This is a genomic window from Rickettsia montanensis str. OSU 85-930, assembly GCF_000284175.1.
In the GTDB taxonomy this organism is placed as follows: Bacteria; Pseudomonadota; Alphaproteobacteria; order Rickettsiales; family Rickettsiaceae; genus Rickettsia; species Rickettsia rickettsii.
Genome location: NC_017043.1, coordinates 274,418 through 287,126, shown reverse-complemented (window position 1 = coordinate 287,126; position 12,709 = coordinate 274,418). Strand labels below are relative to the sequence as shown.

The window sequence follows — 12,709 nt, the reverse complement described above, 5'->3', positions numbered from 1 at the left end:
ACTCACGTATTAAGTATACGCTGCGTTCCTCGCCTTGTGAACTCCTTGCTCTTTTTGAAGTTGATCTTCGTATACTCGTTTCCTATTTATTTGTAGTATACTATTTTTAACGGAGAAAAATTATGGCAAGAATTACAGCAGAAGATTGTAATAAAATTATACCGGATAGGTTTCGGCTTGTTGTCCTAGCAACAAGATATGCTAAATTATTAAATTATAAAGTAGCAACTAATCAAATCAAAAAAGAAAAGCGTGATAAGCCGCCTGTTATCTCATTACGTAGAATTGCTGCTGGAAAAGTATCGGTAGCTCAGTTAGAACAAGATTTAATAAATAGTCTGCGTACAAGAACTATGATAGAGCCGTTTGTTAATCAAGATGAATCAGAAGATGTAGAAGAAAAATTTGAGTATTTACCTGAAGTTTATATCGGGGAAGATTATTCTGATTTAGATGATCAAGTCTTTACTGATGAGAGTGGTGAAGATTATGAAACCGATAAGTAAATGCTTATTGGTGTTGGTACTGATATAGTACAAATTCCTAGAATCGAAAAGATATTACATTTATATCCGGAACTTTTTGCTAAAAGAATTCTAACTTCAAAGGAATTAAAACAGCTTGCTTTGTTGGGGGAAATAAACCATGCTGCTTTTTTAGCCAAGCGTTTCGCTGCTAAAGAGGCTATTAGTAAAGCCTTTGGAGCCGGTATAGGTCAAGGTATAAATTTTAAAGATATTACTATACTAAATAATGATTTAGGTAAGCCTATAGTAGGAGTTAGCTCAAACTATACAAACAAACTCTCTCCTTTTAATATTCACCTTTCTCTTACTGATGATTATCCTGTATGCGTAGCATTTGCTGTGATTGAGAGTAGTTATAATGTTATCCTTGGGTAGAGGCGTTACTGTGTGAACCCTATGTCATTCCCGCGGAGGCATTATTGCGTGGATACCCAAACCGTCATTGCGAGGAGCGAAGCGACGTGGCAATCTCATGCAGTAATAACAAACTCCTGAGATTGTGCTTCGTCAAAACTTACAGTTTTTCCTCGTAATGACGACTTGGTATGCGGGGAATGCCCGCTCTCGCAATGGCAAAATATAAATTACGATCCGGCTTTGCTATCTGCTTTAGGTAAAATGATTTTTAAATCAGCTTTAGCTTCTAAATCAGAAATATATTGTTTTAGTACTTCTGCAGCTAATATATTATCAATAGTTACTTTTGCTTCTTCTTTTGTTGGAATAGGCACAGGTTTTTTCTCAAGCACTTTGATAACATGCCAACCGAAATCGGTTTTTACAGGAGTTGAAACTTCATTTACCTTTAAAGCAAAAGCTTTCTTTTCAAATTCCGGTACTAACTGCCCAGGTTGATTTAGTAGAATGTAACCGATAACGCCGCCGTTTGAAGCTGAAGCTTTATCAAGGGATAACTCTTCTGCAAGCTTAGTAAAGTTTCCGCCTTTGCTTAATTTGGTTTTTATATCATTAGCTTCTTTTTGAGATTTAACTAAAATATGAGCAACTTTTATTTGTTCTTTACCTTTAAGATTACCGACATATTTATTATATTCGTCATCAAACATCTTATCTGTAATGTTAGATTTTATGTAGTTTGCTAGTAATTCTTGTTGAGCTAATTGATTTTTTGCATTTTCAAGTTTTTCTTGGAATGCTTTAGAAGAAGTAATATTTAACTTAGCAACTTCTTCTTTTAACAAAAGATTATTAACATAAATTTTTATTAATTTTTCCTGATCTTGTGGTGGAAAATCATCAAAATTTTTGATTGTTTCACCTGATTGAAGATTAAGCTGAGGCTTAAATTCTTTCATAATTTGCGATTCTTTTACTTCACCGCCTTTATAGGTAGCAACTACCTTGTCTTTATCAGCAAAAGCAATACCGGAAAGCATGCTAACTGATAAAAATATAACAGATAACTTTTTCATTTATGACTCATAATTGTGTTAAATATAAGCTTAAATTTTATAAAAATAATATATAACCGTCAACAGCTATTTGAGAATATTTTATTTATTAATAATAATTTATAAATATTTGTAGTAAAAAAATGCATTTCAATAAAAAATTATTCATTTAAATAAAATTATAACATTTGATAATTTTATAAAATATACCTATATTTAAGTACTAAAAATATCATAAGGACTTTAATGCTTTCTATTTTAAAAAAACTTTTCGGTACTGCAAATGATCGTACTGTAAAAAAACTATTTTCCGAAATTACAAAAATTAACTCGCTTGAACCTGCTATACAAAAATTATCAGATGAGGAGTTGAAGAATAAAACTGTGGAGTTTAAAGAAAAGCTTAAAAACGGAGCTACTTTAGACGATATAGTATATGAGGCGTTTGCGGTAGTTAGGGAAGCAGCTAGAAGAGTTTGCGGTATGCGTCATTTTGACGTTCAGCTTATGGGCGGCCTGATATTACATCGAGGCATGATTACCGAAATGCGTACCGGTGAGGGTAAGACCTTAGTTGCAACGCTTCCTGCTTACTTAAATGCTTTAACCGGAAAAGGTGTACATGTTGTAACCGTAAATGATTATCTAGCAAGCCGTGATTCTGCTTCCATGGGTAAAATTTACAATTTTTTAGGTTTATCGGTTGGATGTATTGTTAGTGGTATGCCTGATGCGGTAAAACGAGCCGCCTATAACGCCGATATTACTCATGCAACAAATAATGAACTCGGTTTCGATTATTTAAGGGATAATATGAAGTATAGCTTACAGGAGCGGGTACTTCGTCCTTTTAATTTTGCTATCATCGATGAGGTTGATTCGATTTTGATAGATGAAGCAAGAACTCCGCTCGTTATCTCGGGTCCGGTTAATGATAATTCAGAATTATACGGTAAAATTGATAAAATAGTACGTCTGCTTAATGCAAGTGATTTTGAAAAAGACGAAAAATTAAAAACTATCAATTTAACGGAAACCGGTATTACACATATAGAATCGCTTTTAAGTAAAGAAAATATTATAAAACCGGATACCGGTTTATATGATTTTGAGAATTTAACTTTAGTACATTATGTTAACCAAGCCTTAAGAGCTCATAATATGTTTACTGTTAATGTAGATTATTTGGTGCGTGAAGGTAAAGTAATGATTATTGATGAGTTTACCGGTCGTGTAATGGAAGGGCGTAGATATTCGGAAGGGTTACATCAAGCATTAGAAGCAAAAGAAAATGTGAAAATTCAAAATGCGAACCAAACTTTAGCATCTATTACTTTCCAAAATTATTTTCGTAATTATCCTAAATTATCGGGTATGACCGGTACGGCTATGACCGAAGCACCGGAACTAAAAGATATATATAATCTCGATGTGGTCGCAGTCCCAACCCATAATAAAGTTACAAGGCTTGACCTTGATGACGAAATTTACGGCAGTAAAAAAGAAAAATATGATGCTATCTTAAAGCTAATTAAGGATTGTTACGATCGTGGACAGCCTATACTTGTTGGTACGATAAGCATAGAAAAGTCAGAAGAACTTTCAAGCGTTTTAAATAAAGAAAAAATCCCTCATAAAGTATTAAACGCCAAATTTCATGAGCAGGAAGCTTTTATTATTGCTCAAGCAGGTAGGTTTAAGGCAGTAACGATTGCAACTAATATGGCAGGGCGCGGTACTGATATTATGCTTGGCGGTAATCCTGAAATGTTAATAGAACAGCTGGATAAAGAACATAATTATGAAACTAAAATAGCTGAAATAAAAGCTCAAATTGCCAAAGAAAAGAAGCAGGTTATTGAAGCAGGCGGTTTATTTGTGATAGGTACGGAAAGGCATGAAAGCCGTAGGATAGATAATCAGCTAAGAGGAAGATCAGGTAGACAAGGTGATCCTGGTAAAACTAAGTTTTTCCTATCGCTTGATGACGATTTAATGCGTATTTTTGCATCAGATCGTATATCAGGAGTCCTTAGAACGCTTGGATTGAAAGACGGAGAGGCTATCCACCATCCGATGATTAGTCGTTCACTTGAGAAAGCGCAGCAAAAAGTGGAAGGACATAACTACGAAATGCGTAAAAATTTATTACGTTTTGATGATGTAATGAATGACCAACGTAAGATAATATACGAGCAACGTACTGAAATTATTAAATCTAAAGATAGTCACGGTTTCTTAAATAGTACTACTGAGGAACTTGCCAAAAAGATAGTATTAACTTTCATGCCGGTAGGATCTTATAGAGAAGATTGGGATATAGAGAATTTAAGCGTAGAATTACATCGTGTTTTTTCTATAAAATTTGATCATAATGTAGTAAGTAAAAATGATGTAACGGAAGAAGAAATCACGAAGACCATTATACAAATGGCTCATGATATATATAAGTCAAAAGAAGAAGCCTATAGTAGCGAGTTAATGCATAATGCCGTGAAATATATTTTACTAACTACCCTTGATCAAGTTTGGAAAGATCATTTATATAGCTTAGATCATTTAAGACAAGGCATATCTCTTCGAGCTTATGCCCAAAAAGACCCTCTTAGTGAGTATAAAAGAGAAGCATTTAACTTATTCGAGCAGATGCTTAATAATTTAAAAGAATTATTTATTCAAACCGTATATCATTTCCATATTGACTTAAAACATGTTCAAAAAGAAGATGTTTCGCTTGAGTATAAAAAACTTCAGAAAAATATACGTGAGAGTCGGGAAGATCCGGCATTTAGTAAATATAACGCAGGAAGTAGCATTGAGACTGACCTTAAACCAGTCGTATCACGCATTGACCCAAAAGATAGAAACCCTAACGATCCTACTAGTTGGGGTAGGGTATCTCGTAATGAGCTATGTCCGTGCGGTTCAGGCAAGAAATATAAATATTGTCATGGTGCAAATGAATAGATGAAAACCACTTTACCTCAGCGTCCTCTCAAAATCCAAGCTAGGCTTAATTTTATAGTGCAGCAAATTCTAGATATTGCACAAGATAAAATCGCTATGATTATCTTGTATGGCTCTTTTGCAAGAGGTGATTGGGTGCGTGATCTACCTAACGGTTACCATAGCGATACCGATATTTTGATAATTCTGAAGAAAGGTAAATATAAAGGATATACTGCTTTAAGATTAAAAGATACAATATATACCAAATTAAAAAAGACAGGAGTAGTAAAGCCTCAAATTATCCCATATGGCTCACGAATATCAATAATTCTTGAATCAATAGATGAAGTAAACAGGCAGTTAGAAAATTTTTATACGGATATAAAAAAAGAAGGCATTCTTTTATATGATAGCAAGGAATTTACACTTAGCGAAGCTAAAGATTTCCCTTGGAGCGAGATGAAAGAAATTGCTAAAGGTTACTATGAAGAATGGTTTAGAAGTGGATGCGGGTTTTTTATTGATTGCAAATATCCATTTGAAAGAAGCGAATTAAACAAAAGTGCTTTTTATCTTCATTAAGCTACGGGGGGTTTTTACAGTAGCATCTTGTTAGTTTTTTCCAATTACAAACCTAAATTGCATGATATAGAAGAATTAGGGAGTATGGCAAAAAATTATAATAGTGAGCTATTGCAAGTATTTCCTATAGCAACCCCTGAGCAAAAAGAATGTTTTGAGTTACTTCAAAAAGCTTATGTTGACGCAAGATATGATAAAAACTATAAAATTACAAAAGAACAGCTGCTTTATTTAATCGATAGAGTAGACAAGTTGAAAGAAATCACCGAAAGAATCTGCATGGCAAGGATTAATCAGTAGGAGTTCTCAGTATTGTCTGCGTGACTTCCTAATCGTCATTGCGAGGAAATTACGTAAACTTTTTAAATTATCAACTTTTTCTAGGCAATGTCTATTTATCGACACGGTAGTTATTGACAAGTTTAGGAAAAAGTTTTATATTCTTCACAAGTTTAAGAAAAAGTTAATAGTATATGTCTAAAGCAAAAACAGCTTCCAAAAATAACCCGACTTCTAGGGAACAGGCTAAAGAATATTTTCATAACGGTCAGAAAATCAAACCGGTCAAACTTATTGCTGCTCAAAAGTCTTTTCTAGCTGCCGAATATGAATCTTCCGGAGATTTAGTCGTAGGGAGCAATGGTCAGCCATTACCTTGGGGATTAGTTAAAAGCTTATCTTAATATTTTCACTTCCAAAAACCCCGCCAATAAATAATCGGGGGCATAGCTCAGGGGTAGAGCATCTGCTTTGCACGCAGAGGGTCAAGGGTTCGATTCCCTTTGCCTCCACCACTTCCGATAAGGATTTCAAGGCTTTTTGAAATTTAGTAGAAACTTTGAATGTTCCTTTTGTTTTAATTTTCACTCCATGTCTTGCTAAAAAAATATTCTGTACCTACTATTGGTTATGGGAAGTATTTACAACAGCAGAATCTAGGCAAAAAAAAATAATCTACATACTCAAAAGCTTAGGTTACTATTTACTTGAGAAAGAAATACACGAAGCTTTGCTAGAACTCAGTAATTATAGCAGTGAAGAGAATAATAAATTATTAAATACAACTTATTTTCTTATAAATTAACAAAAAAATCAGGACATAATATGAGTGGTACAACAAAAAATATAAATATATAAATGCAAAGGGAGCAGCAAGTATAAGCTCATTCATTTTCTTACGAAATTTTGCGGTAGTTATTTTACCGGTCTTATACTGATCTATTATTCTGTTAGGTTTTTCTTCTTCTTTTGCCATAGTAGCAATATCCGGTATACTTAGTCTGCATTATAATATTAAGAAATCATATTTAGGGTAAAATAATGAGTTTAAAATCCGCTTGGCTAGATACGCCTCTTGGTTCTATGCTGGCAATTAGTGATGAAAAATTGCTTTATTTGTTAGAGTTTGTTGATAGAAGAGGTTTGGAGCATGAAATTGAGAGGCTAAGGATTAAGACAGAATCTGCTATTATTCCTGGAAGCACTGAATCGATTTTAATGATTGAAGATGATCTTCAATTGTACTTTAACGGTAAAAATTTAATACGCCTATATAGCTTTTAGGAAGCCCATTTCAAAAAATGGTTTGGCAAGAATTAATTAATATACCTTACGGTGAAACACGAAGAAATCAGGCTAAAGCTTTGGGCAAACCTACTTCTTATAGAGCTGTTGCAAATGCTAACGGTATGAATCAGTTAGCAATCATTGTTCCTTGTCATCGCATTATTAATAGCAATGGCGAACTTGGAGGATATGGCGGGGGATTACATCGTAAAAAATGGCTTATTGAACATGAGAGAAAATTTACAACAAATTAGAAATATTTTACTTGAGAATGCTACTATTCCTGTAGAACGTAGAACGCTATTCTTGAAAACTAGAGAAGGCGAGTATGGAGAGCATGAACGATTTATTGGCGTTACCGTGCCGACTTTACGTACAATAGCTAAAAGTTATTATAATTTGTATATGGAGGATTTAAGCCGACTTATTACTTCAGAATTTAATGAAGCGAGATTTTTAGCGTTAGCTATTTTGATTATGCAATATCAGACAGCACAAGATAAAGAGTTTTTGTATAATTTTTATTTAAACAATATAAAACACGTAAATAATTGGAATTTAGTGGATGCATCAGCTCATCATATATCGGAGCTTATTTATGGGATAAAGAAAAGGATTATCTCTTTACACTAACAAAATCGGAAATTCTGTGGGGAAGACGAATAGCTATAGTTGCTACTTGGTATTTTATCAAAAATAATACATTAGGTACGACTTTTGAAATAGCAAAATTACTCTTAAACGATAAACATGATTTAATGCATAAAGCAGTAGGTTGGATGCTACAGGAAAAAAAGATGAAAAACAATTAATAGATTTTTTGGATCGCTATACTTTACAAATGCCAAGAACCGCAGTTCGTTATGCTATAGAGAGGTTACCACAAGAATTGTACAAAAAATATCTTTTAAAAAACTAGATTTATATTTAATCTATGCTAATATTTCATTTTAATTTATTAAGGGTATTATTATGCTAAAAACATTACTAATTAGTTTTATAACTTTAATTTGCGCAGTAAGCTATGCTGATAACCAAACAGCTCAAAATCCTAATTCTACAAATTCTTCTTCTGATCAGCCTGATGATTTACTTGCAGAGGCAGCCGTTCACTTTGCACAGCCTTGGGCAAGACCTACAACAAATGTGCAAGGTAAAGTTAGCAATTCTGCTATGTATTTTACATTAATAAATAGTAGAAGTAAGAGTTATAATTTAGTGAATATATCTTCAGATAAGATAGGTGGAATAGAAATTCATCAAACAATTAATGATCAAGGGGTTAGTAAAATGGTAAAAGTTGATTATCCATTTTCAATTGCCGGTAATATCAATGTTGATTTTAAGCCCGGCGGCATGCATATTATGCTTTATGACCCAAAAGTAGATTTAAATGTAGGAGATGAGTTTAAAATAACCTTTTTCTTTGATGACAATACACGAAAAATAGTGAATGTTAAAGTCGCAAATGACAATCCGTATAATAAAACGGGGAATTGAAGGTTATTGTTGCATGGTTCACTCTTCTATGTCATGCCCGCAAAGGCGGGAATTCAGTAAAACCTATAAAAAACTTGTTTTTTTAGGTTTAATGTGTAATTTTTATATCAATATTAAGGTTATTTTTTCTGGATTCCGGCTTTTAGCTAAGAATGACATAGGGAACTATACACATGATCCTAGAAATTACTGGAAGTGAGTTAATTAAATCTAAACTTATAGATGCTCCTGAACGTTCAGGGGTTTATCGAATGTTTGACGTTAACAAGCAAGTTATCTATGTCGGTAAAGCTAAAAATTTAAAGAAACGCCTTACTAATTACATTAAAAGCGATTTAGATAATAAGACGCTTCGGATGATTGCAAATACTTGTTTTTTAGAGTATAGCATCACTAATTCCGAAGTTGAAGCACTACTTTTAGAAGCACAGTTAATCAAGAAATTTCAGCCGAAATTTAATATTCTTCTTAAGGACTACAAGTCTTTTCCTTTCATTAAGTTACGTTTAGATCATGATTTCCCGCAATTACTAAAATATCGAGGTAAAACTCTAAGTGACGGGAAGTTTTTTGGTCCTTTTGCCTCGAGTGCGGAAGTTAATACTACTTTGACCGAACTACAAAAAATTTTTAAATTACGTTCCTGTACGGATAATTACTTTAATTCACGTACTCGCCCTTGCTTACAATATGAAATAAAACGTTGTTATGCTCCTTGCGTCGGTAAAATAAACAAGGAAGACTATAGAGACTTAGTAACTCAGGTTAAAGAGTTCTTACAAGGTCGTACTAAAGAACTCCAAGAGAACCTATCTAGAAAGATGGAAGAGCTAAGTAGTCAGATGCGTTTTGAAGAGGCGGCAGAAATTAGAGATCGCATTAAAGCACTTAGTTATGTGCAGCTTAAGGCAGGGGTTTCAGATGTCGTTAAAGACGCAGATATAATCGCTATTGTGGAAAAGAACGGGCATTATTGCGTGGAAGTGTTTTTATATAGGGCAGGGCAAGCATGCGGTAATATTCCTTATTTTCCTACTTCTATTGAAAATAGTACTAAAGAAGAAGTATTAGAATATTTTTTATTACAATTTTACCAAAAACAACACGTGTCTGCGGAAATTATAATTAATCATGAAATTAATGATAAAGAGAATGTGATAGAGGCGATTAAGAAAATCAACAATATACTTCAGCTTAATATTACAGTACCTAATAAAGGTGGTAAGGCTAAATTAGTTCAAAATGCCGAGACAAATGCTTTATTTTCTCTAGAGCAGTATTTGAAGAAATTTGCAAAAAATCAAGAGATTATGTTTGAAATTAAAGAGCTATTTGGTCTTTCTGAAGTTCCTGAAAGAATTGAGATTTATGATAATAGCCATATTCAAGGTAAGTTTGCGGTTGGAGTGATGGTAGTTGCTGGTAAAGTCGGTTTTGATAAAAAAGAATATCGGGTTTTTAATGTCAATGCTCCCTCTCTCGTATGTCATCCCCGCGAAAGCGGGGATCCAAAAAGGTTAATGGATTCCCGTTTTCGCGGGAATGGCATAAAGAACTGCTGGGGTGACATAAAAGGTGACGATTATGAGATGCTCCGGCAAGTCCTAACAAGGCGGCTTACAAGGTTAAGGCGAGAGCCGCATAAATTGCCAAGTTTAATGATTATAGACGGTGGCAAAGGGCATTTAGGCGTCGTTAAAGAGGTGATGGATAAATTTGGAATGAATATTCCTTTTGTTTGTATGTCAAAAGGAGTAGATAGAAATGCCGGTCTTGAACAGTTCTATGTGATAGGTAAGGAAGTATTTACTCTAGATAAGAATTTACCGGTTATGAAATATTTACAAATCTTGCGAGATGAGGCACATAATTTTGCCATAAAGAATCATAGACTAGGTAGATCACGTGCTATAAAAATATCAAGCCTTGACGATATAGAGGGCGTAGGTGAAACTCGTAAAAAAGCATTACTGCATTATTTCGGTTCGTATAAAGCAGTATGCGACGCAACCATAGATGAGCTTGCTAAAGTAAATGGTATTAACAAGTCACTTGCTGAGATGATTTTTAATGTTTTGCACAGAAAAAACTAATATTATAACTCATGAAAAACCTAGTTGTATGAGTCGCGATGTCATTTCCGCGGAGGCGGGAATTCAGTCACTAAAAAGTCTAGACATACTAAATTTTAAAAATTAAAAGCTCGATTTATCCTACTTGTCACTGAATTCCCGCTTCCGCAGGAATGACATCGAGTAGGTTTCTGGATTCATGCAATAAGGCTAGCTTTTTATATCCTCAATAGGGTCTTTAAGTTCTTGGCATGTTTCGCCTATTAATTTAGGTTCATCATTCTGAGATAAATCATTAATATTAATTAAATTTAGTTAAGTCAGGATAATATGGAGTCATTGTACCATGAATAGAATAATTTAAAGCTCCTGTCATTAAAGAGTTAACAGCATCATTTTTTTGCTTAGTAGAGTAATACATATTACGCATATTTTCTGAATACGTAGCTATATCAGCTAAAGTGCTGCCATTAACGTCATCACGTGAATTAAGCTTAAATTTTATTCTCCCATTCTCGTCTTCAATCTTCAATAGGAATTATTATGCTATATTTTCCTTCAATGCTATTTTGCTTAGATATAAAATCCTCATAATTCAATTATTAACCTTGAGTTAATATATTAAATTATTTAAAGCTTCAAGTAAATATATAATATATTTTATATGACTTTCCTCGTAATGACATTAGAATACCACCATCCTAGAATAAATATCACAAGACTCACCATCGTCCCTGTAAACACTCCTCTAAGGTTGAAATATTGCAACGACAAAGAATAATATTCCCATGTTAAGAAGGTAGCTGCTCCGCCAAGTGATGATAAGACCATTATAGTTTTAGATGTTCTGATACCAAAAAGCGTTGTTATTAACGGTACTAATATTACCGGTCCCCAGAAACCAGTGAAGAATACTACTAAGTCAATTACATGACTAAATTTTAAAGCTACAATTATTGCAAAACTTCCTATTATAACGTTAATAATTCGAGCAATTAATAATAATTTTTGCTGATTTTTAACCTTAAAAATAGGATTGATTATATCTTTAACAATAGCTATAGAAGTAACGTTTAAATCAGAATCAGCAGTAGACATAACGGCAGCTAAGAGTCCGCTCATTACTATCCCTTGAATTAAAGTCGGGATGATTTGGTTGATTAAATAAGGTAATACTAAATTCGACAGTTGGTTTGGATAAAGCTTATAAGCAATTAAACCATTTAAAGTAATGCAAATCAAGAAGAAAAAATATATAGCGGATTTTGCATATATTGCTTTAGTTGTTTGCGTAGGATTTTTATTAATTAAAGTTCTTTGAATAAATGTAGGATATAGATTCATGACGCTAAAGCTTAAAGCTGCTGCAATTGTATAAGAAAGTAGGTCGCTCTGATCAAAATTTGCATTTTCCGTAGGTAGGTTATTAATAAAATCTACAAAACCGATTTTATTTAAACTGATAAAAGTTATGGTTGGTATAGCGATTATCATCGCCAAAAATTGTAGTAAATTAGTAAAAACAATAGATTGTAAACCGCCTATTGTAGTATATATAAGTACTATACTATAACTTAAAATTACCCCATTTACATAATTTATTTCTAAGATATATTGAAAAATATAGCCGCTTACGCTTATTTGAGCAGCCAAAAACCCCACTGAAACGATAACCGAACTAACCCCTCCGATAAAACGACCTATATTACCGTAATATGTACTCAGGATATCGCCGATGCTTTCAGCTCCGTAATGTTTGGCAATTAAAGGTACTATATAGATTGCAATTAATATATCTATAGGTATTGTAAGTATAAGAGCGTAAGCATAATATTCATGCCCCAAAAAAGCCTTTTCCATAATGCCGAAAGTGGTGGCTCCTCCGACAGAACTTGCAAATATCGTAGCTATTAATAACAGCTTACTATTTTGCGCTTTACTTTCAACATTTGCATAGTTCTTAAAACTACTATGTTTAGCTCGGTAATATATACCAATAAGTAGAATAGATATTAGGTATATGAATACGATAATATTATCAATAGGTAAATTAAACATAAATTAGATTTTAAAGTTCAAACTTAGCATTTGTTCATAATAT

At 33.3% G+C, this 12,709-nt stretch carries 11 protein-coding genes, 1 tRNA gene and 3 pseudogenes; 12 read left to right on the top strand and 3 right to left on the bottom strand.

Annotated features, from left to right (window positions below):
- Positions 1-122 precede the first annotated feature (122 nt).
- Both rpoZ and acpS read left to right on the top strand, forming a co-directional pair.
- Positions 123-506, top strand: coding sequence for a DNA-directed RNA polymerase subunit omega (rpoZ, locus tag MCI_RS01550; RefSeq protein ID WP_014409377.1), 384 nt, complete (start codon positions 123-125; stop codon positions 504-506).
- Positions 507-902, top strand: a complete 396-nt coding sequence (gene acpS / locus MCI_RS01545; protein WP_014409376.1) for a holo-ACP synthase — start codon at positions 507-509, stop codon at positions 900-902. It abuts the gene before it with no gap.
- 209 nt (positions 903-1,111) lie between these two features.
- Here the strand turns inward: acpS and MCI_RS01540 are convergent, their stop codons facing one another.
- Positions 1,112-1,960: a peptidylprolyl isomerase gene (locus MCI_RS01540; protein ID WP_014409375.1), complete on the bottom strand. Its 849-nt coding sequence runs from the start codon at positions 1,958-1,960 to the stop codon at positions 1,112-1,114.
- 225 nt (positions 1,961-2,185) lie between these two features.
- Here MCI_RS01540 and secA point away from each other — a divergent pair, with 225 nt between their 5' ends.
- The 10 genes and pseudogenes from secA (at position 2,186) to uvrC (ending at position 10,629) form a co-directional block, all read left to right on the top strand.
- The gene (gene secA / locus MCI_RS01535) at positions 2,186-4,906 is read left to right on the top strand and encodes a preprotein translocase subunit SecA (RefSeq protein ID WP_014409374.1); all 2,721 of its coding nucleotides are present in this window, start codon (positions 2,186-2,188) and stop codon (positions 4,904-4,906) included.
- Complete coding sequence (locus tag MCI_RS01530) at positions 4,907-5,470, top strand: nucleotidyltransferase domain-containing protein (protein WP_232202688.1); 564 nt, start codon at positions 4,907-4,909, stop codon at positions 5,468-5,470. It abuts the gene before it with no gap.
- Between the two features lie 84 nt (positions 5,471-5,554).
- The gene (locus MCI_RS09410) at positions 5,555-5,770 is read left to right on the top strand and encodes a HEPN domain-containing protein (RefSeq protein ID WP_041404162.1); all 216 of its coding nucleotides are present in this window, start codon (positions 5,555-5,557) and stop codon (positions 5,768-5,770) included.
- A gap of 173 nt (positions 5,771-5,943) precedes the next feature.
- Positions 5,944-6,153 carry a hypothetical protein gene (locus MCI_RS01520; RefSeq protein WP_004998070.1) on the top strand — a complete coding sequence of 70 codons (210 nt, stop codon included), beginning with the start codon at positions 5,944-5,946 and terminating at the stop codon, positions 6,151-6,153.
- 36 nt (positions 6,154-6,189) lie between these two features.
- Positions 6,190-6,264: transfer RNA gene (locus MCI_RS01515), tRNA-Ala, on the top strand.
- Positions 6,265-6,308: 44 nt separating this feature from the next.
- On the top strand, positions 6,309-6,554 hold the full coding sequence (locus MCI_RS01510; RefSeq protein ID WP_041404097.1) for a hypothetical protein: 246 nt from the start codon (positions 6,309-6,311) through the stop codon (positions 6,552-6,554).
- Positions 6,555-6,790: 236 nt separating this feature from the next.
- A pseudogene (locus tag MCI_RS01500) lies at positions 6,791-7,290 on the top strand (methylated-DNA--[protein]-cysteine S-methyltransferase).
- A pseudogene (locus MCI_RS10615) lies at positions 7,265-7,955 on the top strand (DNA alkylation repair protein). The pseudogenes MCI_RS01500 and MCI_RS10615 overlap by 26 nt, the downstream one beginning before the upstream one ends.
- A 53-nt stretch (positions 7,956-8,008) precedes the next feature.
- On the top strand, positions 8,009-8,536 hold the full coding sequence (locus tag MCI_RS01485; RefSeq protein WP_014409372.1) for a copper chaperone PCu(A)C: 528 nt from the start codon (positions 8,009-8,011) through the stop codon (positions 8,534-8,536).
- A gap of 173 nt (positions 8,537-8,709) precedes the next feature.
- Positions 8,710-10,629, top strand: coding sequence for an excinuclease ABC subunit UvrC (gene uvrC / locus MCI_RS01480; RefSeq protein WP_014409371.1), 1,920 nt, complete (start codon positions 8,710-8,712; stop codon positions 10,627-10,629).
- Between the two features lie 189 nt (positions 10,630-10,818).
- Here the strand turns inward: uvrC and MCI_RS01475 are convergent.
- A pseudogene (locus tag MCI_RS01475) lies at positions 10,819-11,038 on the bottom strand (hypothetical protein).
- A gap of 230 nt (positions 11,039-11,268) precedes the next feature.
- Positions 11,269-12,666 carry a sodium:solute symporter gene (locus MCI_RS01470; RefSeq protein WP_014409369.1) on the bottom strand — a complete coding sequence of 466 codons (1,398 nt, stop codon included), beginning with the start codon at positions 12,664-12,666 and terminating at the stop codon, positions 11,269-11,271.
- Positions 12,667-12,709 lie beyond the last annotated feature (43 nt).

What these genes read in the sequence shown, in the direction of transcription:
- MCI_RS01540 (WP_014409375.1), bottom strand. Translation starts at nt 1,960, where the DNA reads ATGAAAAAGTTATCTGTTATATTTTTATCAGTTAGCATGCTTTCCGGT.
- MCI_RS01530 (WP_232202688.1), top strand. Translation starts at nt 4,907, where the DNA reads ATGAAAACCACTTTACCTCAGCGTCCTCTCAAAATCCAAGCTAGGCTT.
- secA (WP_014409374.1), top strand. Translation starts at nt 2,186, where the DNA reads ATGCTTTCTATTTTAAAAAAACTTTTCGGTACTGCAAATGATCGTACT.
- rpoZ (WP_014409377.1), top strand. Translation starts at nt 123, where the DNA reads ATGGCAAGAATTACAGCAGAAGATTGTAATAAAATTATACCGGATAGG.
- MCI_RS01520 (WP_004998070.1), top strand. Translation starts at nt 5,944, where the DNA reads ATGTCTAAAGCAAAAACAGCTTCCAAAAATAACCCGACTTCTAGGGAA.
- MCI_RS01470 (WP_014409369.1), bottom strand. Translation starts at nt 12,666, where the DNA reads ATGTTTAATTTACCTATTGATAATATTATCGTATTCATATACCTAATA.
- MCI_RS01485 (WP_014409372.1), top strand. Translation starts at nt 8,009, where the DNA reads ATGCTAAAAACATTACTAATTAGTTTTATAACTTTAATTTGCGCAGTA.
- acpS (WP_014409376.1), top strand. Translation starts at nt 507, where the DNA reads ATGCTTATTGGTGTTGGTACTGATATAGTACAAATTCCTAGAATCGAA.
- uvrC (WP_014409371.1), top strand. Translation starts at nt 8,710, where the DNA reads ATGATCCTAGAAATTACTGGAAGTGAGTTAATTAAATCTAAACTTATA.
- MCI_RS09410 (WP_041404162.1), top strand. Translation starts at nt 5,555, where the DNA reads ATGGCAAAAAATTATAATAGTGAGCTATTGCAAGTATTTCCTATAGCA.